The 21,337-nt window shown below is 59.6% G+C and carries 15 protein-coding genes; all 15 read right to left on the bottom strand.

Annotated elements, in window-relative coordinates; genetic code table 11:
- Positions 1–17: 17 nt before the first annotated feature.
- Positions 18–1,175: a UDP-4-amino-4,6-dideoxy-N-acetyl-beta-L-altrosamine transaminase gene (pseC, locus tag AC1Q6D_RS16815; RefSeq protein ID WP_103402457.1), complete on the bottom strand. Its 1,158-nt coding sequence runs from the start codon at positions 1,173–1,175 to the stop codon at positions 18–20.
- A complete protein-coding gene (gene pseB / locus AC1Q6D_RS16810; protein ID WP_103402456.1) occupies positions 1,172–2,173 on the bottom strand; it encodes a UDP-N-acetylglucosamine 4,6-dehydratase (inverting) in 1,002 nt (333 codons plus the stop codon). The genes pseC and pseB overlap by 4 nt, the downstream gene beginning before the upstream one ends.
- Positions 2,174–2,203: 30 nt before the next feature.
- Positions 2,204–5,134 (bottom strand): TIGR00180 family glycosyltransferase, encoded by a 2,931-nt coding sequence (locus tag AC1Q6D_RS16805; RefSeq protein WP_103402455.1) that lies wholly within the window; start codon positions 5,132–5,134, stop codon positions 2,204–2,206.
- 55 nt (positions 5,135–5,189) lie between these two features.
- On the bottom strand, positions 5,190–5,918 hold the full coding sequence (locus AC1Q6D_RS16800) for a cephalosporin hydroxylase family protein (RefSeq protein WP_103402454.1): 729 nt from the start codon (positions 5,916–5,918) through the stop codon (positions 5,190–5,192).
- Positions 5,919–5,943: 25 nt separating this feature from the next.
- Positions 5,944–6,609 carry an acetyltransferase gene (locus AC1Q6D_RS16795; RefSeq protein ID WP_103402453.1) on the bottom strand — a complete coding sequence of 222 codons (666 nt, stop codon included), beginning with the start codon at positions 6,607–6,609 and terminating at the stop codon, positions 5,944–5,946.
- Complete coding sequence (locus AC1Q6D_RS16790) at positions 6,606–7,727, bottom strand: DegT/DnrJ/EryC1/StrS family aminotransferase (RefSeq protein ID WP_103402452.1); 1,122 nt, start codon at positions 7,725–7,727, stop codon at positions 6,606–6,608. The genes AC1Q6D_RS16795 and AC1Q6D_RS16790 overlap by 4 nt, the downstream gene beginning before the upstream one ends.
- Positions 7,724–8,950, bottom strand: coding sequence for a class I SAM-dependent methyltransferase (locus AC1Q6D_RS16785; protein ID WP_103402451.1), 1,227 nt, complete (start codon positions 8,948–8,950; stop codon positions 7,724–7,726). The genes AC1Q6D_RS16790 and AC1Q6D_RS16785 overlap by 4 nt, the downstream gene beginning before the upstream one ends.
- Positions 8,947–9,507: a dTDP-4-dehydrorhamnose 3,5-epimerase family protein gene (locus tag AC1Q6D_RS16780; protein WP_103402450.1), complete on the bottom strand. Its 561-nt coding sequence runs from the start codon at positions 9,505–9,507 to the stop codon at positions 8,947–8,949. The genes AC1Q6D_RS16785 and AC1Q6D_RS16780 overlap by 4 nt, the downstream gene beginning before the upstream one ends.
- On the bottom strand, positions 9,504–10,586 hold the full coding sequence (gene rfbG / locus AC1Q6D_RS16775) for a CDP-glucose 4,6-dehydratase (protein WP_103402449.1): 1,083 nt from the start codon (positions 10,584–10,586) through the stop codon (positions 9,504–9,506). Before rfbG ends, AC1Q6D_RS16780 begins: the two co-directional genes overlap by 4 nt.
- The gene (gene rfbF / locus AC1Q6D_RS16770) at positions 10,568–11,341 is read right to left on the bottom strand and encodes a glucose-1-phosphate cytidylyltransferase (protein ID WP_103402448.1); all 774 of its coding nucleotides are present in this window, start codon (positions 11,339–11,341) and stop codon (positions 10,568–10,570) included. Before rfbF ends, rfbG begins: the two co-directional genes overlap by 19 nt.
- Before the next feature lie 215 nt (positions 11,342–11,556).
- Positions 11,557–15,153 (bottom strand): glycosyltransferase, encoded by a 3,597-nt coding sequence (locus AC1Q6D_RS16765; RefSeq protein WP_103402447.1) that lies wholly within the window; start codon positions 15,151–15,153, stop codon positions 11,557–11,559.
- 113 nt (positions 15,154–15,266) lie between these two features.
- A complete protein-coding gene (locus AC1Q6D_RS16760; protein ID WP_103402446.1) occupies positions 15,267–16,847 on the bottom strand; it encodes a flagellar hook-associated protein 3 in 1,581 nt (526 codons plus the stop codon).
- Between the two features lie 13 nt (positions 16,848–16,860).
- On the bottom strand, positions 16,861–18,948 hold the full coding sequence (gene flgK / locus AC1Q6D_RS16755) for a flagellar hook-associated protein FlgK (protein ID WP_103402445.1): 2,088 nt from the start codon (positions 18,946–18,948) through the stop codon (positions 16,861–16,863).
- Between the two features lie 10 nt (positions 18,949–18,958).
- On the bottom strand, positions 18,959–20,248 hold the full coding sequence (flgJ, locus tag AC1Q6D_RS16750) for a flagellar assembly peptidoglycan hydrolase FlgJ (protein WP_103402444.1): 1,290 nt from the start codon (positions 20,246–20,248) through the stop codon (positions 18,959–18,961).
- Positions 20,249–20,258: 10 nt separating this feature from the next.
- Positions 20,259–21,329 carry a flagellar basal body P-ring protein FlgI gene (locus AC1Q6D_RS16745; RefSeq protein WP_236693152.1) on the bottom strand — a complete coding sequence of 357 codons (1,071 nt, stop codon included), beginning with the start codon at positions 21,327–21,329 and terminating at the stop codon, positions 20,259–20,261.
- Positions 21,330–21,337: the final 8 nt, after the last annotated feature.

Genomic DNA, 21,337 nt, shown 5'->3' with positions numbered 1-21,337 from the left:
GCCGCCTGTGGCGGTATTTATTCGGTCAGCCGGCGCAGTTGCTCGACCACGAAATCCTGTTGCTCATCACTGAGCAACGGAAACAGCGGCAGGCTGATGGCCTCGGCGTAGTAACGTTCGGCTTGCGGAAAGTCGCCCTCGGCGAAACCCAGGTCGCGATAGTACGGCTGCAAATGCACCGGAATGTAGTGCAGATTCACACCGACGCCGGCAGCTCGCAACCCTTCGAACACCTGTCGATGGCTGAGTTTGATGCGATCAAGTTGCAAGCGCACCACATACAGATGCCACGCCGACTCGGCTTCAGGCTGAGGGCTGGGCAAGGTCAACGGCAAAGACGCCAGCAACCGGTCATAACGCGCCGCCAGTTCACGCCGGCGCTCGATGAAGCCATCCAGTTTGTTCAGTTGCGACAGCCCGAGGGCGGCTTGCAGGTCGGTGATTCGGTAATTGAAGCCCAGTTCCACTTGCTGGTAATACCAGGGGCCATGGCTGGCCTCGGTCATGTGCTGCGGATCGCGAGTCATGCCGTGGCTGCGTAGACGTTGCAAGCGCTCGGCCAGTTCCGGGCGATTAGTCAGCACCATGCCACCTTCGGCGCTGGTGATGATTTTCACCGGATGAAAACTGAACACCGTCATTGCCGCGAAATCACCACAGCCCACCGGTCGCCCGGCATAGGACGCGCCGACCGCATGGGAGGCGTCCTCAATGACCGTGAAAGCATAACGCTCGGCCAGCTCGGCGATCAGCCGCATGTCGCAACTCTGGCCGGAGAACGCCACCGCCACCAGCACCTTAGGCAACGTACCGTTGTCCTCCGCCGCTTCCAGCCTGGCTTTCAGGGCATCAGCATCGAGGTTCCAGGTCAGCGGATCGATGTCGACGAAGTCCACCTCGGCACCGCAATAACGACCGCAATTGGCCGACGCCAGAAAGGTGTTGGGCGTGGTCCACAAACGATCACCCGGCCCGAGCCCGGCCGCCAGGCAAGCGATGTGCAACGCCGCCGTGGCGTTACACACTGCCACCGCAAAATCGGCCTGGCAACGGTCGGCCATGGCCTGTTCGAATCGCTCGATGGTCGGCCCTTGAGTCAGCCAGTCGGACTGCAACACGGCGACCACCGCGTCGATGTCCGCCTGATCGAGACTCTGCCGACCGTAAGGAATCATGCCGACAGCTCCGCGTGCAGATCAGCAATCTGCCCCACCGTCAGGAATTGCGGGTTGGTGTCGGAGCGATACTCGAAGTCTTCGCTCACCGGCTGGCCCTGCTCGCCCAGTTTGTCCACGGAAAAATCCACGTCGACGCTGGTGAAGCGGATCGACGGCTGGATCGTGTAGTGATCGTCGAACTCCAGGGTCATGCGCGCATCGTCCAGCGGCACCATCAGCTCATGGAGTTTTTCGCCCGGACGAATGCCCACGTTCTTGTGCGGCAAGTGCCCGGCCATACCCACCGCCAGATCGACGATGCGGATCGACGGAATCTTCGGCACAAACACTTCACCGCCATGCATGCGGGCAAAGCTGTCGAGCACAAACTGCACGCCGTGATCAAGGGTGATCCAAAAGCGCGTCATGCGCTCATCGGTGATCGGCAGCTCTGTCGCGCCCTCGGCAATCAGCTTGCTGAAGAACGGCACGACCGAACCCCGGGAGCCGGCCACGTTACCGTAACGGACCACCGAGAAGCGTGTGTTCTGGTCCCCGGCAATATTGTTCGCGGCGACGAACAATTTGTCCGACAGCAGCTTGGTTGCGCCGTACAGGTTGATCGGGCTGGCGGCTTTGTCGGTGGACAGCGCGACGACTTTTTTCACGCCGTTATCTATGGCCGCGGCAATGATGTTTTCCGCGCCGTTGACGTTGGTACGAATGCATTCGGTGGGGTTGTACTCGGCCGCCGGCACTTGCTTCAGGGCGGCGGCATGCACCACGTAGTCAATGCCGCGCATGGCCTGGCGCAAACGCTCGGCGTCGCGCACATCGCCCAGGAAGTAACGCATGCACGGCGCGTTGAACGTCTGCTGCATCTCGTACTGCTTGAGCTCATCACGCGAAAACACCACCACCCGCTTGGGCTGATATTGCTCCAGCAGGCGACGGATGAAGTTGCGACCGAACGAACCGGTGCCGCCGGAGATGAAAATCGATTTACCGTTGAACATGCCGCGAATCCTTCTACCTGTGCACCAGACTTAAACCAGCAACCGCGCCCAATCCACACTGGTCGCGCTGCCAAGGGTAAAACCCTTGCCGGTCAAGGCGAGGTTCTTGTTGTACGCCAGATCATGCTGGAACGGCCCCGCCCACTTTTCACGCAAGGCCTGAAGAGTCTGCGGCGCATCGGGCAAGGTGCCTGGGTGAATGACCTGTACTTGCGGCGTCCACACCACCAGATAACCCGCCTGACCAACCTTCAGGCACAGATCGACATCGGCGAAAGCATCGGTGAAGGCGCCTTCGTCCAGTCCGCCAACCTCGTCGAACAACGCTTTGGGGATCATCAGGCACACGGCCGAGACGGCCGAATAGTTTTGTTCCAGCACCAGACGATTCAGGTAGCCCTTGGCATCCTTCGGCTCACCGACAAAGGCCGAACCGACGCCGTCGTTCATGCCCAGAATCAGCCCGGCCTGGGTAACGTTGCCGTCGCGGTTCTGCAACTTGGCACCGACCACGCCCACTTCCGGACGCTGGGCCTGGTTGAGCAGGGATTCGAGCCAGTTGGGGTTGACCACTTCACTGTCCGCTGCCAGCAGCACCAGGTATTCACCCTGGGCCTGCTGACTGGCTTCGTTGTACAAGGCCGACGTGCTGAGACGCTCTTGCGCGCGCAAGACACGGACCCGGTCGCCCGGCTGTCCGAGACCGTCCAGCCATTGCAGAAGGTCGGGGGACTGACTCGCGTTATCGGCAATCAGCACTTCGTAACGGGTGTAGCGGGTACGTTGCACGATGCCGGTGAGGCAACGTTGAAGTTGCTCCAGATCGTCCTGGCTCGCCACAATGATTGTCACCAGCGGACGTTCAGTGTGACGGTAGTCGATACGGTAAGTGCCAGGTTCGTCCGAGCTGACTTGCGCCTTGTAGCCACGGGTCGCGAGGTGACGGATCAACGCCTGACGCTCGTGGGCGTTTTCCTCCAGTACCGGTGCACGGGCGATCAGCAGCGGCTCGTCCAGATGTGCCAGCCAGGCCAGGCCGCCCTGTTCGATGATGCGCAGCAGCAGGTCGAATTCCAGCGCCTTGCTGAAGTCGGCCTGGTAACCGCCCGCGTCCAGCAACACATCCTTGCGAATCAGCCAGTGTCGCGCCATCAGCGCTGGGAGGCTTTGCAGCAGGTCGAGGTTAAAGCCTGGACGGAACACATCCACCAGCGCACCATTGGCATCGCGGTGAATTTCGTCGGATGCCACCGCTCGGCATTCAGGCGCGGCACGCAGTTCCAGTCCGGCGCGCAGCAGACCACCCGCAGTGAACTCGTCACCCGCCTCGGTCAGCAGCAACCAGTCGCACGTCGATTGACGCGCGATCTGATTGAGCTTGTCGACATAGTTGACCGGGGTTACACGAACAAAGTGCAGCGTGTTGCGCTCTGTGGTGGCCGTCAACAATTCGCCCGTGGTGAACACCACGATCTTGAAGGCGTGGTTGTGACCTTCCAGCAAACTGTCGAGGGTGATTTGCAGTTTGGCCGCGTCGTTTTCGAGGTCCAGCACCAAAATGCCAAATTGTGGACCACCGTTGTGGTCCGCCAGGAAACGCGAAGTCGCGGCGACTTCGTCAGCCTCAGGGGCGCGCGCCGCCAGCCACTTGAGCAGGCGACCGGAGCGCATGGCACCGAACGCCTCGTCATTGCCTTGCGTCGATACAGCGTCCAGGCGCTCGGCCCAGGCGAACATGTCCCGCGCCTCGTCGGCGTCGCCTAGCAGTTCCAACTGCTGCGCCAGGCGCTTGACCACTTGACGGTTGAACGGGCTGCGGTCATACGCATGCCAGAGTCGCTCGACAACACTTTCAGTCGTGTCGTTGTTGCGAGGACGCATCATGTCTTCCTGGTGCGCCCAAATACCTTCGAGCCCCTGGAGCTGAACACGGCCGGCCGGCATGCCGTGCAGCATCATCTCGAATCGGCTCAACAGATCGAAAAACGGCTGATTGTAGAAAGGCATTTCTACGTATTGCAAAAGCCCGAAGCGACGGCTTGGCCCCTTCTGCACATCAGTCCAGCGCGACTCGAAAATAGGTTCGGCGGTCAGCGCCCGACGGTTACGCAGGCTGTCGGCCAGAGCCTCGAAACTGTCCAGTGCCAACTGCTTGCCCTGCGCGGGATCGAGCCCCGTCTGGGCACTTGGCAACGTCGACAGTAATTGAGCGTAAGTCTCACGATCCGCCACCGATTTTGCATCGGCTAGGGTCAGGGTGCTGTAGATCTCGGTGTTGTGCTCCGACTCCAGGTAATTGACCTCGCGCACCACATAAGGGATCGGCAGAATTCGCGCCTTGGCCCTCGCCAACATGTAGTACGCATGACCGATTTCCTGCCATTCAAAGATGGTGTCTTGCGGCATGAGCGCGTACCAGTCACGCAACATCGCGGTACGGTGAACGGCATAGAACGGGGGAATGTACTGATGCATGAAGTCAATCACGCGATCCTGAGCGCGATCGGACGAATAGTCTTCACAAACCTTCTTGTCCCGGCGGTAATAGCTCACGCTATCGGCCAGCGCCAGATACATCAGGCAGTAACCATGGCACATGCCGTAGTCCGGGTTCGCTTCCAGGAACGAGACCGAAGCGTCGAGGGCGTCATGCACGATGAAGTCATCGTCGGCAGCGAACACCATGTAGGGCGTAGTGACTTGTTGCACACCGTAATCGAGCTTGGCCCGAATGCCCCAATAGCCGTACTGCGGCAAATGCCGGTAGTCGATGCCAGGGTAAGCACCGTCGATGCCATCGGTGACCTTAGCTGAAGAATCCAGCACCAGAATCCTGCAAGGCAAGGCGCTGTAAAACTTCACTGCCCGACGCGCAAATGCCGGGCGATTGTGGGTAATCACTACCACCGTCACCAACTCGTTCAGTGGTAATCCGCTTTCAGAAACGTACTTGCCTTGCATATTCTTTCCCCACAACCGGCGTATCGCCCGATGAACTCAACAATGATGTCGTTGCTTAACGAACCCGACGCAGATAACCGTCCGGTGCCACGGTGATCAGCAGTTTGCTGTGAATCCGGGCATCGATTTCAAAATCGCGATTCTCTTCCAGATAGGCCCATACGGCAGTTTTCGGGTTGTCACCCTTGCCCCAAGGACGATCCGGGAAGGCGTCTTCGGGCATGTCTTCGACCACGGTGTCCATCACCACGCAATAACTGCCGACCGAAACCAGCGGTGCATACAGACGCAACTCTTCAAGCACATGCTCATGGGTATGGTTGGAGTCCAGAACCACCAGCACTTTCTTGCCGGCAACCCGCGCACGGACCTCGTCAACTATGGCCGTATCGATACTCGACCCCTGGATCATGCTGATCCGTCGAGCCATCGGATGGGCTTCAATGGCTTCGCGGTTGTGTTGACGAATATCGATGTCCACACCCAGCACTTCGCCGTGACCGATCAGTTCCATCATCGAGGCGTAAAACACCAGAGAGCCGCCGTGGGCGATGCCCGTTTCGACAATCACATCCGGGCGCAGGTCCCAGATGATTTCCTGCATGGCGACCATGTCCTGAGGAAACTGAATGATTGGCCGGCCCATCCAGCTGAAGTTGTAGGTGTACTTGTGTTTGGCCGTGACACCGACCCAGTCCAGCGACTCGGACCGAAGTTTTTTGTCCTGCTGCAAACCTTCGATGTTCTGGCTTACTTCTTTGCGAAACTGCTCATGAGGATTCATGCAAACACTCCGTTACGGGGTTTTGTCAGTTGAAAACCCGGCCGTCCTGATAAGGAACAGCCTGAGTCTTGATAATTCGAGCTGGATTGCCCACAACGACTGCGTAGTCGGGGACGTCCCGGGTGACCACGGCTCCGGCGCCGACTGTCGCCCAGCGACCGATGCGCAACCGTGGCAGGATGGTGGCGTTGACGCCGATGAAAGCACCGTCACCCACTTCGACGCAGCCGGCGATAGCAACACCGGGCGCCATGAACACGGAATGCCCGATCCGGCCTTCGTGCCCGATCACGCTGCCGTAGCTGATGCTGCTGTTATCGCCCAGGGACACTTCAGCCTGGATGATCACGCCTTCCTGGAGATAGTTACCGGTGCCCATGCGCGTCATGCTCAGATCGATGCCCGGGTGCAGGAAGTTGCCCAGCGTCCCCCCGGCCTCGATGATCTGTCGTGTGGTCTCGTAACGGGTCTTGGTGTCGCGGGTGATCAGGTTCACAAACTGCGTATCCGGGCCTTTCAAATCGGCCACACGCTCCACTCCACCGATCACCGGCACGCCGTAAAACAAGGTGCCGTGCTTGGCTGCATCGTTGTCGAGAAACGCAAACTCCACGGCCGGATCGGCCCGTTTGACGGAGCCGATCATGCGCACTGCTTCAGGGTTCGCCGCCCCCAACAGGTAGACGATCACAGCACATTCCTTTGCTGGCAGACCGCGCGAATGACCTCAATCACCCGCTGCTGATCGGCGTCGGTCATGTCGTGATAGCTCGGCAGATTGATGGCCCGCTCCGACAGCGAAAACGCCATCGGCGTGTGCACCGGTTTATCGGCGAACATCGGCAGTGCCGACAATGGCCAGAAAAACACCCGCGCATCGATATCGGCGGCCTGAAAGGCTTCGATCAATAGCTCCCGGGTAATCCCAGTGTTTTCATGGAACACCACCGTGGGCATCCAGTAACCATTCCTGGAGTGATGCGGCTGCGGGTTCATGGACAGCAACGGGATATCCAGCAGCCCTTGGGCATAACGATCGAAGATCGCGCGTTTACGGGCGATCAGCTCATCGACACGTTCGATCTGGGCGCAACCGATCGCGGCCTGCAGATTACTCATCTTGTACTTGAAACCGATGAAGTCCGGCCAAAATTGACGTTTGCTGCCGTTGACCCGACCGTGATTGGAGAGCGTAAGCACTCGCTCATACAGCGCCTTGTCCGAGGTCACGAAAATCCCGCCTTCTCCGGTGGTCATGGTCTTGGTGCCATGAAAGGAGAATGCGCCAAAAGCCCCCAACGAGCCGGCGGCTTTACCACGCCATTGCGAGCCGATGGCTTCGGCGGCGTCTTCGATGACAGCAATACCGTGCTCACGGCCGATCTCCAGCAACGCGTCCAAATCACACAGATTGCCGTACAAATGCACTGCCACGATGGCCTTGGTTCGCGGAGTAATGGCTTTGCGCACCTGTTCCGGATCCAGGCACCAACTGTCCGCCAACACGTCGACGAAAACCGGGGTAGCCCCCAGGTAATCGATGGGCGCCGCCGAAGCGATCCAGTTGGTATTCGCCAGAATCACTTCATCGCCCGGACCGATGTCAAGTGCCGCCATTCCCATGTGCAAAGCGCCGGTGCAACTGGACGTCGCGATGGCATACGGTACGTCCATGTGCTGTGCGAAGGATTTTTCGAAACGTGTGATGTATTCGTAGCAGCGCTCACCCCAGCCATGCTGCACAGCGTCCAGCACGTACTTGGCCTCCAGTTCACCCACACTGGGCTTGGTATAGTGAATTCGGCTCATCTGAAGCTCAACTCCGGAATGGCAACGACAAAACGTGCGCCCCAACTGCGGACAACCGCGAATTGCTGGGTAATCTCGTACAGCAGGTTCCATGGCAGTATCAGAACGTAATCCGGCTTTTCGATTTCAATCCGCTCGGGAGAAACCACCGGAATGCGGCTGCCCGGCAAGTACTTGCCTTGCTTGTGCGGACTGGCATCTGCCACCCAGGCCAACAGATCCGGCTTGACCCCGGCGTAGTTGAGCAATGTGTTGCCCTTGGCGGCGGCGCCGTAACCGACCACGATCTTGCCATCAGCCTTGGCCTGCAACAGGAAACGCAGCAGTTCGTGTTTGATACGTTCGGCATTAGGCGCGAGGGTCGAGTAGTACCCGGCGGTTTTTACCCCGGCGTCGAGCTCGGCCTTCAGTTGCAGTTGAACAGCCGGCTGTACGTCGCGGCGAACGCCATCGGCGCGCTGGACGAAGACCCGAAGCGATCCGCCATGGGTGGTCAGCTGACTGACGTCGAATACTTCCAGGCCGTTGCGCTCGCACAGCGTCTGCACGGCAGTCAACGACAGGTAGGAATAGTGCTCGTGGTACAGCGTGTCGAACTGCTGGCCAGCCATCAGTGTGAGCAACTGCGGAAACTCGAACGTCGCCACGCCGGTTGGCTTGAGCAGGATCGCGAAACCGCCAAGGAAATCGTTGATGTCCGGCACGTGGGCCAACACGTTGTTGGCGGCCATCAGGTCGGCGGCCCAGCCTTCAGTGTTCAACTGTGATGCGGTGTAGCGACCGAAGAACAGTTCGCGGATCTCCAGGCCTTTTTCCCGCGCCGCTTGCGCGGTGCTTCGGGTCGGCTCAACGCCCAGGCAAGGAATACCGCGCTTGGCCACGTACTGCAACAGGTAACCGTCGTTCGCGGCGATTTCCACCACGCGGCTATCGGTCGTCAGGTCGAAACGCTCAACCATCTCGGCCACATAGCGCTCGGCGTGGGCCAGCCAGGTGCTGGAGAACGAACTGAAATAGGCGTACTCGGCGTCGAACAGGCTGTCGGCGCGGGTGTAGTCCTCGGTCTGCACCAGCCAGCAGTGCTGACACACCGCCACTTTCAGCGGCACCCATTGCTCGGCGTGCTCAAGCTGATCGGCGCACACATAGGCGTTGGACGGCGGCGAAGTGCCGAGATCGATCAGCGGCAAAGCCAAAGAAGTCCCGCAACCACGGCAGTTCATACACGCACTCCAGCGAAGTACTGATCGAGCAAGGGATGGCTGGAGTCCCGGGCCGACAGATTATTGACAGGCAACGGCCAGGCAATCGCCAGCCTTGGATCGTTGACACTCAAACCGCCCTCGTGCGCAGGCGCGTAGTCCGCGCTGTGCAGGTAGAGCAACTCGGCGTCGTCGGTGAGGGTCTGGAAACCGTGGGCGAACCCGGCCGGGATCAGCAGGCTGCGGCCGTCGCCGGCCCGCAGGTGTTCGGCGTGCCAATGCAGGAACGTCTCGGAGTCAGGGCGCAAGTCCACTGCCACATCCCAGACTTCACCGCGCAGGCAGCTGATCAACTTGGCTTCCGGCGCGCTGGCGTTCTGATAATGCAGACCGCGCACACTGCCGCATTCACGGGTGCGGGAATGGTTGATCTGACGGATATGAAACGGCTGGCCGAACGCGCTCAGGCTGCCTTCGCAAAACAGGCGCGCGAAATGCCCGCGCTCATCCTCGAAGCGTTTGTGTTGCACGCTGAACAGGCCGACCAGCGGCAACGGTTTCAACAGAAACTCGCTCACAGCGCGCCTCGGTACAGGTTCAATTGACCCAGGGTGATGGCGCGCATGTCATCGCCGTTCTGCCAGGCCAGGTGCCAATCAAGGGTTTGGGTCAGGCACTGCTGCAACGACCAGCGCGGCTGCCAGGCCAACAATTGGCGAGCACGGCTGCTGTCCAGGCGCAACAGACCCGCTTCATGCAAATCACTCGGTTCGATGCGCAAGCCACGCGCTTGTGGCCAGCGGTTGGCGAGCAACTTGACCACTTCGCCAACGCTGCACATGTCCGCTTCGCTCGGACCGAAGTTCCACGCGCCGGTAAACTCCGGGCCGTGCTCGTAGAGGCCGACGGCCAGTTGCAGGTAACCGGCCAGCGGTTCCAGCGCGTGCTGCCACGGGCGCACGGCGTGTGGGTAGCGCAGGGTCACGGGTTCGTCGGCGGACCACGCCTTCAAGACGTCGGGAATCAATCGTTCCGGAGCAAAATCCCCCCCACCCAGCACGTTGCCGGCACGCGCCGTGGCGAGTGCCAGGCCATGCTCGGCATATTTTTCGGCCGGGAAAAATGACGCGACATACGACTGCGCGAGCAACTCGCAACAGGCCTTGCTGCTGCTGTAAGGATCATGCCCGCCGAGGGCTTCGTTTTCACGGTAGGGCCACACCCATTCCTGATTGGCGTAAACCTTGTCGGTGGTCACCAGCACGCACGCGCGAACGCCGCCGACCTGACGGATCGCCTCGAGCAGATTGAGCGTGCCCATGACGTTGCTGGAGTAAGTCCCCAGCGGATCGCGATAGCCTTCGCGCACCAGCGGTTGGGCTGCCAGGTGCAGGACAATTTCCGGTTGGGTTTCGGCGATCAATTCCAGCAAGGCACCCAGGTCACGCAGGTCACCGCGTTGATCGTTGATGCCTTCGTGAACACGCGCCAGTTCGAACAGGCTTGGCTCGGTGGACGGATCAAGGGAAAACCCGCTGACCTCGGCGCCGAGGCTTTGCAGCCACAACGTCAGCCAACTGCCTTTGAAACCGGTGTGGCCAGTCAGCAGAACCCGCTTGCCGCGCCAGAACTCCGGGCTCAGTCCCATTGTTTCCATGGGGCCTCCCCGCTCTGCCACAAATGCTCCAGATGGTTCTTGTCACGCAGGGTGTCCATCGGATGCCAGAAGCCATCGTGCTGGAATGCGTTCAGTTGCCCTTCGGCAGCCAGGGTCGTCAACGGCTGCGACTCCCAGACTGTTTCGTCGGCAGTGATCAGCGACAGCACTTTGGGTGACAAGACGAAGAAGCCACCGTTGATCCAGCCCCCATCGCCGCGAGGTTTTTCGATGAAACCACGCACCAGATCGCCGTCACGCTCCAGCGCGCCGTAACGTCCGGGTGGCTGCACCGCCGTGACCGTCGCCAACTTACCGCTGCTTAAGTGAAAATCCACCAAAGCGCCAATGTTTAGATCCGAGACGCCGTCGCCGTAGGTGAAACAGAACGCCTGTTCGCCTTCAACGTAACGGGCGGCGCGACGCAGGCGGCCACCGGTCATGGTGTCTTCGCCGGTGTCGATCAGGGTCACGCGCCACGGCTCGCTGTAGTTCTGGTGAACGTCCATGCGATTGTTGGACATGTCGAAGGTGACGTCAGAGGTGTGCAGGAAGTAGTTGGCGAAGAAGTCCTTGATCGCATAGCCCTTGTAGCCCAGGCAAATCACGAAGTCGTGAATTCCATGAGCGGAATACTGCTTCATGATGTGCCAGAGAATTGGCTTGCCACCGATCTCGATCATTGGCTTGGGCTTGAGGTGCGACTCCTCGCTGATGCGCGTGCCCAGACCACCCGCCAGAATAACTGCCTTCATCATTTCCCCTTTTGTTCGTCACAGGGCCTGCCCAAGCCTGACAAGGCTTTGCGGCCATCTGGATAAATCGCATGAGGCGGCACCCATCGGCTTCTGGCTGCGTCGCACATGCTAGATTTATGGCGATTTTCAGGGGACTTGCAGGAAACGCGCCAGCTCGAACGGCGGCGCTGTGTAGCCGCTACCGTTGGGCAGCGACTACATCAGAGGGTGTATCAATCGGCCAGCCAGCCATTCTCCCAGTACCGCACGTTATCGCCGCGCAGCATGTAATCGCGCAGTACCGCTTCGCGCAGTTCATCGCCCATGCGGTAGCTCGCTTCCGGGTCCGCCAGGTGCATGCGGATGGCTTGCAGCCACTCATCGGTAGAGTTGCTGACCACCCGCGTGCAAGGCAAGTAACCGCGGTACGCCTCGGTATCGGTGCAGACCACCGGGTAGCCGCACGCGCCATACTCCAGCAGACGCAAGTTGCTCTTGCAGTCGTTGAAGATATGAAACTCCAGCGGTGCCAGCGCCAGATCCAGGTTCAGACTGGCCAGCTTCGCCGGGTAGACGCTCAGGTCGATCACCCCGTGGAACTCATGCATGTAAGGTTTCAACTCTTCGGGACACATGCCGAAGAACACCCAATCGACCTCGTTGGCCAGTTCACGGACCACGTCGGCAATGATCGCCAGGTCACCGGAGTGGCTGGTGCCGCCGCCCCAGCCAACCCGTGGTTTTTTCGACGTGCGACGCTGACTGCGCAGATCACTCCACAGGTGAGTGGCGAGCATATTCGGCACTACCCGAATGTCGTGGTGCATGGACGACAACGCATCGGCCAGCGACTGCGTCGAAACCACCACGCGATCGCACAAGCCGATGCCGCGACGGACCAGACGCTCCATCTCGACATTGTCCGGCATATTGCGAATATGCGCGTTCTTCTTCGGCGCCTTGATGACATAGTCATCCAGCTCGAAAATCAGACGGGCATTGGTGTAGGGCTTGAACGCGGCGATCTCGTTGATCGGTCCTTCGCTGTAGCGCCCCTGCAAAATGATCACGTCAGGTGACTCGCGCTCGATCTCGAAAATCGACGGCAAATCGTAGTAGACCCGTCCGGTTGCCCGGCCAGCCTTCTCCAGCTCGATCAGCGGCTGGATCGCCCGATAGTGTCCGACCGCCGAGGAGTTGACCGGCAGCGCCATGACCTTCGGTAACTGGCGAACGGAGAACGGACTCCACCCTGTGCGCAAGCCTGGCTCTAAACTGTAGCTGGAGCCGCCCCACGTATTGAGCATCAGGTTGGGATTGTAGGCCGGGTCGCGAGCGACAATCGGTAGCCAACGGCGGTAGAACGTATCCTGCTCTTGAAGGCGAAGCGCAATCTCGGCCTCTCCCACCGTGGCCGCGGGCGGTGTGCCGAGGGCCAGTTGGGCATACGGCGTCCACACCACCAGGTAACCGTTTTGGCGAATCCGTAGACACAGATCCACCTCGTTAAGGGTCAAGGTAAAGTCCTGCGCCTGAAAACCACCCACGCTTTCGAACAGCGATCTTCGCACCATCAGGCAATCGGCACCGACAGCACTCATGTCCTGCACCACTTGCAAACGGTGCATGTAACCGGCTGCATTAACGGGGTCGCCGAAAAACGGTGAGGTTGCCGGCCCTTGCAGCCCGAGAATCAGTCCTGCATGCAGAACCCGGCCATCTGAATTGAACAGCTTGGCTCCCACGACACCGACTTCCGGGCGCTGGGCATGATTGAGCAGCTCATTCAGCCAGTCCTCACACGTGACCACCGCATATGGATCGAGCATCAGCACATACTCGCCACGGGCCTGCTGAACGGCGAAATTGCGCGTTGCCGCGACATTACCTTGCTGCGCAAACGCCTTCACCCGGAATCGGTCGCTGCCCAGTTGCGCCATGGCGCTCAACCACTCATGCATCGGCGGCGATTCACTGCCATTGTCGATCAACAGCAACTCGTACTCGCTGTACGCCGTTTTCTCCAGGAGCGTTTCGACACAACGCTGCACGGCTGCCAACTGGTCTTTGCAGACAATGATGATCGACACCAGCGGTCGGACCGCATGCAGGTAATCGACACGATTGAGCAAGGTAAAGCTGCCCTGGCGAATTTCATGGGCAACGCCCAATCGTTGAAGATGTGCCTCCAGCACCTGCGGGTTGAGTTCAATGACGCCCGGCAGTGCCAGCCATTGCGCCAGGCCGAGCGTCGACTCCAGCATCACCTCGGCAATATGCTCGATGACCTTGATGCCGTCCCTCTCGACCATGCGCCACAGCACATCGTGAGGCGCCAGTTCGCCATAGTTCGAATTGAAGCCACCCAACGCCAGGAACTGCTCGCGCTGAAATGCCAGGGCACGCCCGACGTAGGGATAACTGCGCATCAGGTCCAGGTTGAAGTCTGGCTTCAGGATCGGGTCCACCGACTCACCATCACGCAAACGACCTTCATCGCTATAAACACACAACGCCTCTGGCGACGCGCTGATCTTATCGGCCAGCAGCAACAAGGCCGGCTCAACCAGACGATCACCGGCTCGCAGCACATAAAACCAGTCAACGCCGTCGAGCTGTGGCAGCAAGCCGGTGATCTGCTCATAGCCGTCATCCTGCAACGGCAGGTTGAACACTTTGCCGTCGAGTTGCGCTTCGGTGCAGGCGCTGGACAACACCAGGATCAGTTCCGATGCATAGATCTGCCCGGCAAGGCTGTCGAGGGTGAGATCCAGACTGGCGCGACTGCCCAGATCATCAATAATGATCGGCAGAATTTTGGGTTGCCGCGACCAGCCAGCCAATGTGTCCGGCAGGAGACTGCGCTGGGTTTCGCTGAGCGTGCGACACGCCAGCCATTGCGCGTAAACCTCGGAAAAACTCTCGCTGGCAATACCGACACGATATCCCTGGTTGGCCTGGCGGGCACCCAAAGTTCGGCTCAGGGGCAGCTCGTCCCAGACACGTGGCGCCTCGTCGCTGCGACTCAAGGGCAGGTAACGAACCCAACCGGCCGCCGGTGCGCCCTCGCCACCGCGAACCTTGAGCATCTGCACCAACCACTGTCTTTCCTGCTCCGCCGCATCTTTCATCGACTGCTGACGGCTCAAACGCTCCGGATACAGGCGCTCGACACTCAATACATAGTTGAGCACCGCCAGGTTGCCCCGACGTAGCAGGCAGATGTACAAGGCCAGATCTAGTGACGCGACAAAACAATGGCCGGGCTGAGTCAATGCGGGCATTAGTTCCTCTAGATCCTTGCGGCGGAATAATGCGCCACTGAAACCACCGAGGAAGTTGACCGGAAAGCTCTCGAAAATCGCCAGCAGGTCATCGCCCTTGAAGATTCCGCACACAGGCGACAGCGTGCTGTTCTCCAGACGAGACGGCAACGGATGATCGTCAGCATCCCACAAGGCCCGCTGGGCCAGCACCAGATTGATGTCCGCCTGCTGATCCAACACGTGTGCCTGGCGCTCGATACAGGCCGGCGACAACTGATCGTCATCACACAGAAATTTGATGTACTCGCCTTTGGCTTCGTCTAGGCACGCCAGCAGATTGCCGACAAAACCCAATGTCCCAGGGTTTCGTACGTAACGCACTCGCTGCTCGGCATCACCCGTCAGCGACTCGACAACCTGGCGGATTTCATCGCCACGACTGTCGTCGCACACGATGATTTCAAGGTTGGCGTATTGCTGGATAAGGGCGGTGTGCAGGGACCCGGCAAAAAAGCGCGGATTGAAGGCGGGGATGACAAGGCTGACAAGCGAAACTGGATTCACGGCGGAGCTCTCAAGTGGTGGCCGCCCACCCGGCCGGATGAGCGCCTCAAACCGCTGAAAAAAGACGATGGGTATTCGGCGGTTTACGGCCGTGCGCTGACGCGCAGGCCCCGTTAGATTTTGTTGAACAGACCCAGTTGAGTGATTTTGCTGAACGCCAGTTGCGAAGCCTGCAACATCGTCTGTTGCAAGGTCAGACGCGTCATCACCTCAGCAGGATCGGAATCGCGAATCGACGCCTGGGTCTGGGTGTTGGCCAGCGACAGAGCCTGGTTGGTTGCGTTTTGGGTATCGAGGGCAGCACCGCGTGCACCCACCGAACTCAGGGCACCAGATAGCTGGTCAGTGCCACTTGCCAGGTTAGCGATGCCCGAGTCCACTGCCGCTTGCAGCTTTTGCATCGCGATCGCATTGCCATTGGTTGGTGTGCTCAGTGCGGTTTTCAACTGGCTCACGGTATCCAGAATGCTCTGGGTTTCATGAGAGTCGACGGCAACGTTGAACTGATCGCCAGCACTCGGACCTGGCGTCGGCGCAGGACCACTCGCCACGGTGAAGGTCACACCGGATGCGGTGCCAACGCCAGCCATTACCGTACCGCTGGACACAGGCTTGCTGTTGGCGGTCAGAGGCGCCGCATACAGATCAAAGTTAGTGGCATCCTTGAACTTGACGATGGCCGAACCGCTCGGAAAACTGGCGTGATAATCGGTAGCGTTGGTGATGCTGCTGCCCGTTATTTGTGCCGAGCTCGGGTTGCCAGGGCTGCGGGTCGTGGTGAATGTATCAGCCTTGGATTCCAGCGTAAAAACGTTAGGCAGCGTGGCCGCAGGACTGTCCGTAGCGCTCAGATTGATGTTCAGACTCAGCTCGACACCGCGAAAACTGACCGCTTGGCCAGCCGCGGTGGTTGGATCGAACATTCCACCCTTACTAGCTTCAGCCGTCACGTCGTTACCGGCCGAGTCAGTGATTTTCAGCTGGGTACCACTGGCGAACTCCACCGTGTATGGCTCACCGCTGCGGAACTTGCTGTTGTAGGTGATGTTCGACGAAACCTGGCCATTGGAAAGCGTTACCTTCCCGTTATCTGGCGACGGAGCCGTCATGATGACCTGACTACGACTGGTGTTGATCGCCTGCTCAAACGCTTCCCAACCGGTGCTGTTAGTGGCCATCGACATAGTGTCGCCAACGGCAAGATCAAGCGTCGTCTGATCGCCATTGTAGCTGTAGGTGCCGTCACTGTTACGCGAGAACGGAGCGGTATCGCCCTTGGAGCCGGCGAAAATGTACTTGCCGTTTTCATCCTTGGTGTTCATCAGGCTTAGTAGCTGATCTTCAATCTGGCCGAGTTCGGACGCATTCGCCTGACGGTCAGCGTCGCTATAACCGGTGTTACCGACACCAATTGCCAACTCCTTGGCGCGCTGCAACACACTGGTGATGCTGGTCATGACCGACTCGGTCTGCCCCAGTGTCGACTTGATCGTGTTGGAATTGACCGTGTACTGATCAAGCATCGAAGCCTGCTGACCCAATTGCAGCAGACGCGAAGCCCCCACCGGATCATCGGCGGCGGTGTTGACGCGAACCAGACTGCTCGCTTCTTCGCTGGTCTTAACGGCGTTGGCGAAATTTTTCTGATAGTTCGCCGCAGTGGACTCGTAAAACTGGCCGGTGGAAATGCGCATGGGCTACGACTCCTTAAAGACTGTTGATCAGTGTGCTGAAGATTTCTTGCGCAGCCTTGATGATCTGCGAAGAGGCCGTGTAGTACTGCTGATACTTGACCAGATTGCCGGTCTCCTCGTCGAGGTCGACACCGGAAAGCGAGTCACGGGCGCTCTTGGCGTTCGCCAGAATGGCCGAGGTCGCGGCACTGTCGAGCTTGCCTTGAGCCGCCTTGGCGCCAACACCCTCGATCAGTTTTCCGTAAGCATCGCTCAGGGAAATGCCTTTGCTGGCCGACCCCGTATCCACGGTTTTCTGGGTCTGTAAACCCGCCAACACTGTGCCATTACGATTGTCCAGCGTACCTGGCTGGCTGAGCGTGACATTGATCGCCGTGCCCTTGTCAGGAGAGCCGGCCACCGTCATGTCGAAACTCACAGTGTACTGAGTAGCTGGCGCAGGCGGAATCGGCGAACCGGTCGAATCCTTGAGCGGAATATTGAGTCTCAGCAGGTTGCTCTGACCTGGCTTGATGGTGCCAGCGGCGACAGCGTTACCCTGAGCATCCAGAAGCGGGAGAACGTTACCCTGGGCATCCAGAAGCTGGTAGCTCTGGCTGGTGCCGTCGGAAGACACATCACCAAACACAATCCTGGTCGGCGTGGAGTTTTTCAGGCCGTTCTGCATTGCAGTGGCGGTGGCCGAATCATAAATATCAAATTTCGTGGTCAGGGTCGGTTGACCACTGGCAGGAATGATCAGCGTTCCGCTACCACCCGGGGCAATGGCCGCGCCCAGCGGTGCCGCGATGGCCAGACGCTTGGAGTCGGTCATCTCGGTCTGGATGTTCGCCGCGGCATTACGGGTCGGGGTGATCTTGAAGCTGTCGCCCGCGGCTGCCCCGCCGTTGAGCGTCAGCGCAAAGCCCTCGATCACCGGTGGTGGGTTGGTGGTGGTGCTGTAGGCGCCCACGGCGGAGCCGTCCGGCAGGCGTTGTACGGTGTAGTCTGTGGCGCTGGTGAACGTCACCTTGTAATCGTTGGTGGTCAGCTTGCCGCTGTCTTCAATGCTGACATCGAAGTTGCCCGAGCCGGCGCTGTTGCCGATCGTGGCAATGCTGCGCTGAGCCATGTTCGTGGCACTGTTGATGTTGTTGAACAGATTGCCGCCGAAATTACCGTTCTTGTCGATGCCTTGGGCCTGGATGCTGTTCATCTGATCGGCGACGACGAGCGCCACACGACCCAACTCGTTCATGGCCGGATCGAGTACTTCGCTGCGATAACGCAGCAGGCCGCCGATTTCACCACCGGTCGTGATCGATGTGATGTCGATGGTGCTCGATCCACGATTGAGCTGCAGCGATACACGTCCCGGATCAGCCTTGCTTGGCACCGTCTCCAGTTTGTTGACGGTATTGCCAATCACCAACGGCTGACCGCTGCCCAGATAGATGTCTACGTTTCCTTCACGCTCAACAAACTGCGCACCGGTAAAGGTTGAAAGCTGACGCATGGTTTCGTTGCGAGCATCCAGCAGGTCATTTGGCGCACCGCCCGAACTGGAGACTTCGCTGATTTTCTTGTTCAACTGCGCCACAGTAGTAGCCAGCTTGTTGACCTGATCAGCCATGCTGGTCAGGTTGCCGTTGATGTCGGCGTTTTGCGAGTTCAACTGGCTGGAGATCGAGTTGAAGCGGTTGCTCAGGGCCTGCGCATCGCTGAGCAGCAACTGACGGGAAGCGTCGTCGCCGGGCTTGGCATTGACGTTCTGCACCGAAGCAAAGAACTTGGTCAGTGCGCCGTTGAGGCCGGTGCCGCTGTCGGAAAGCAACTTGTCGAGCGGCGTGACCTGGCCCAGGTAGGCAGCCGAATCACTGTTGAGCGATGTCGTGGTCTGCAACTGTGCATCGAGGTAGCTGTTGTACACCCGGCGCACATCGGCCAGTGTCGTGCCGGTGCCGATGTAGACGTTGCCGTACTGAATCGACGCCTTGGAGCCCTGCACGGTTTGCTGGCGCGAATAACCGGCGGTGTCGACATTGGAAATGTTATTGCCGGTAGTCATCAATGCAGACTGGCTAGCGGACAAACCCGACATCCCGATATTGAGCAAACTCATGATTCAGACCTTATAAATTCGTTGAAACGCCCGCCGCAGCGTAGTTCTGGTAACTCGTCATCTGCCTGGCTATCTGCGAAATCTTGCTTGCGTAGTCCGGGTCGGTTGCGTAACCGGCCTTTTGCAACTCGCGTACAAACTGTTCTGGGTTATCGGCCGACTTCACGACATCTTGATAGCGATTGTTGGTCTGCAGCAAAGTCACAAGGTCGTGGAAGCTGTCCTTGTAGGAATCGTAGGAACGGAACTGGGCCGTCTCCCTGACCATCTCGCCATTCCTGAATTCGCTGGTGATCGCCCGCGCCGAATCTCCCTTCCAGCTGCTGCCGGCCTTGATGCCGAACAGGTTGTGACTACTGCTGCCATCCTGGGCGCGCATGACCGATTTGCCCCAACCGGTTTCCAGGGCGGCCTGGGCCACCAGGTAACGCGGGTCGACGCCGATGCGCGCGGCGGCTTCCTTGGCCATCGGCAGCATAGTGTTGACGAATTCGTCGGCGGAGCTGAAGGCTTTTTTCGCCGGCGCGAGCGGAATCTGCGCCATGGCACGACCGTAAATCTGCATACCGCCGCCGGCAGCCGTGTCCGTTTGCGAAGCGAGCCAGTCGCCGTTGTACAGGGGGCCGGAACCGCTGCGAGTGCTCTGCGGCAACTGGATTTTGTTCTGCACCGTGGCGGCGGTCGCAGCGGTGGTCGAGGCCGAAGGCACCAGACCCGCCAGCAAGCGGTCAGCCAGTTTCGGCGGCAAGGCAAGACGCCGCTGATTGATCATCGCCATGTCGTTGCGGTGCGCGCCCTCGCCCGTCGGCGCATGGACCGACCGCGAAGCCCACAACGGACGCTGTCCATTGACTCGCGAAAGCGGCCCACCGGTTGCGACTGTACCGGCGGCCACCGGTGTCTGCGCTGCTGCCTTTGCCGCTTCCTGCTTGGCCGCCGACGCTGCGGCCGCCTCACCGGGAGCCATCGGCTTGTTCTTCGACATCTGCCGCATCAGCACGTCGGCCAGACCGATACCACCGCCCTCGCGGGACATGGAGACGGCCAACTGCTGGTCGTACATTTCCTGGTATTGCTTGGCCGCTGGCGTGTTAAGCGGATTGTCCTGACCGAGCGCCTCGGTGGCCGAGCGCATGGATTTGAGCATTTCACCGAGGAACAGCGACTCGAATTCCTGCGCAACCTTGCGCATATTGCCATCGCTGTTCTTGTCGCCGACCTTGAGCTGGTTCAGACGATTGAGGTCCGAGTAGGAACCCGAATCGCTGCTGCTGACCAGACCGCTCTTGCGCATATCCATGATGCCGTCCTCAGATCACGATCAGATCGGCTTGCAACGCGCCGGCCTGCTTCAGAGCTTCGAGGATCGCCATCAAGTCACCCGGGGCCGCGCCGACCTGATTCACCGCCCGCACGATTTCGTCGAGGGTGGTGCCGGGGCCGAATTTGAACATCGGCTTGGCTTCCTGCTGGGCATTGACTTTGGAACGAGGCACGACCGCTGTCTGACCATTGGACAGAGGGCCCGGCTGGCTGACGATCGGGTCTTCGGTGATGGTCACTGTCAGGCTGCCGTGGGTCACGGCGGCCGGTGAAACCTTGACGTTCTGACCAATCACGATGGTGCCGGTACGGGAGTTGATGATGACTTTCGCCACCGCCTGGCCCGGATCGATTTCGAGGTTTTCGATGATCGACAGGTAGTCGACCCGCTGACTCGGATCCAGCGGCGCACTGACGCGAATCGAACCGCCGTCGATGGCCTGGGCCACGCCAGGGCCGAGCATGTCGTTGATCTTGTCGACGATGCGCTTGGCGGTGGTGAAGTCGGAACGGTTGAGGTTCAGCGTCAGGCTGTTGCCCTGGTTGAAACCGCTCGGCACCGCTCGCTCGACCGAGGCTCCGCCCGGGATGCGACCGGCCGACGGAACGTTGACGGTGATTTTCGAACCGTCGCGGCCTTCAGCATCGAAACCGCCCACCACCAGGTTGCCCTGGGCGATGGCATAGACGTTACCGTCGATACCCTTGAGCGGCGTCAGCAGCAAGGTACCGCCACGCAGGCTCTTGGAGTTACCGATGGACGAAACGGTGATGTCGACCTGCTGTCCCGGCTTGGCGAACGCTGGCAAGTCAGCACTGATCGACACGGCCGCGACGTTCTTCAACTGCACGTTGCCTGATCCCGGCGGTACCTTGATACCGAACTGCGAGAGCATGTTGTTGAAGGTCTGCAGGGTGAACGGGGTTTGCGTCGTCTGGTCACCGGTGCCGTTAAGCCCGACCACCAGCCCGTAACCGATCAATTGGTTGGAACGCACGCCGGAAATACTGGCGATATCCTTTAGCCGCTCGGCTTGAGCACCCAGCGACAAGGACATCAACAGCG

It is taken from the genome of Pseudomonas sp. MT92 (assembly GCF_058792515.1).
The sequence above is the reverse complement of the archived record's forward strand: the minus strand, read 5'-3'. Positions and strand labels throughout refer to the sequence as shown.

What these genes read in the sequence shown, in the direction of transcription:
- rfbG (WP_103402449.1), bottom strand. Translation starts at nt 10,586, where the DNA reads ATGGAAACAATGGGACTGAGCCCGGAGTTCTGGCGCGGCAAGCGGGTT.
- AC1Q6D_RS16805 (WP_103402455.1), bottom strand. Translation starts at nt 5,134, where the DNA reads ATGCAAGGCAAGTACGTTTCTGAAAGCGGATTACCACTGAACGAGTTG.
- AC1Q6D_RS16800 (WP_103402454.1), bottom strand. Translation starts at nt 5,918, where the DNA reads ATGAATCCTCATGAGCAGTTTCGCAAAGAAGTAAGCCAGAACATCGAA.
- flgJ (WP_103402444.1), bottom strand. Translation starts at nt 20,248, where the DNA reads ATGGATATGCGCAAGAGCGGTCTGGTCAGCAGCAGCGATTCGGGTTCC.
- AC1Q6D_RS16760 (WP_103402446.1), bottom strand. Translation starts at nt 16,847, where the DNA reads ATGCGCATTTCCACCGGCCAGTTTTACGAGTCCACTGCGGCGAACTAT.
- AC1Q6D_RS16785 (WP_103402451.1), bottom strand. Translation starts at nt 8,950, where the DNA reads ATGAACTGCCGTGGTTGCGGGACTTCTTTGGCTTTGCCGCTGATCGAT.
- pseC (WP_103402457.1), bottom strand. Translation starts at nt 1,175, where the DNA reads ATGATTCCTTACGGTCGGCAGAGTCTCGATCAGGCGGACATCGACGCG.
- AC1Q6D_RS16745 (WP_236693152.1), bottom strand. Translation starts at nt 21,329, where the DNA reads ATGTCCTTGTCGCTGGGTGCTCAAGCCGAGCGGCTAAAGGATATCGCC.
- flgK (WP_103402445.1), bottom strand. Translation starts at nt 18,948, where the DNA reads ATGAGTTTGCTCAATATCGGGATGTCGGGTTTGTCCGCTAGCCAGTCT.
- AC1Q6D_RS16790 (WP_103402452.1), bottom strand. Translation starts at nt 7,727, where the DNA reads ATGAGCCGAATTCACTATACCAAGCCCAGTGTGGGTGAACTGGAGGCC.
- pseB (WP_103402456.1), bottom strand. Translation starts at nt 2,173, where the DNA reads ATGTTCAACGGTAAATCGATTTTCATCTCCGGCGGCACCGGTTCGTTC.
- rfbF (WP_103402448.1), bottom strand. Translation starts at nt 11,341, where the DNA reads ATGAAGGCAGTTATTCTGGCGGGTGGTCTGGGCACGCGCATCAGCGAG.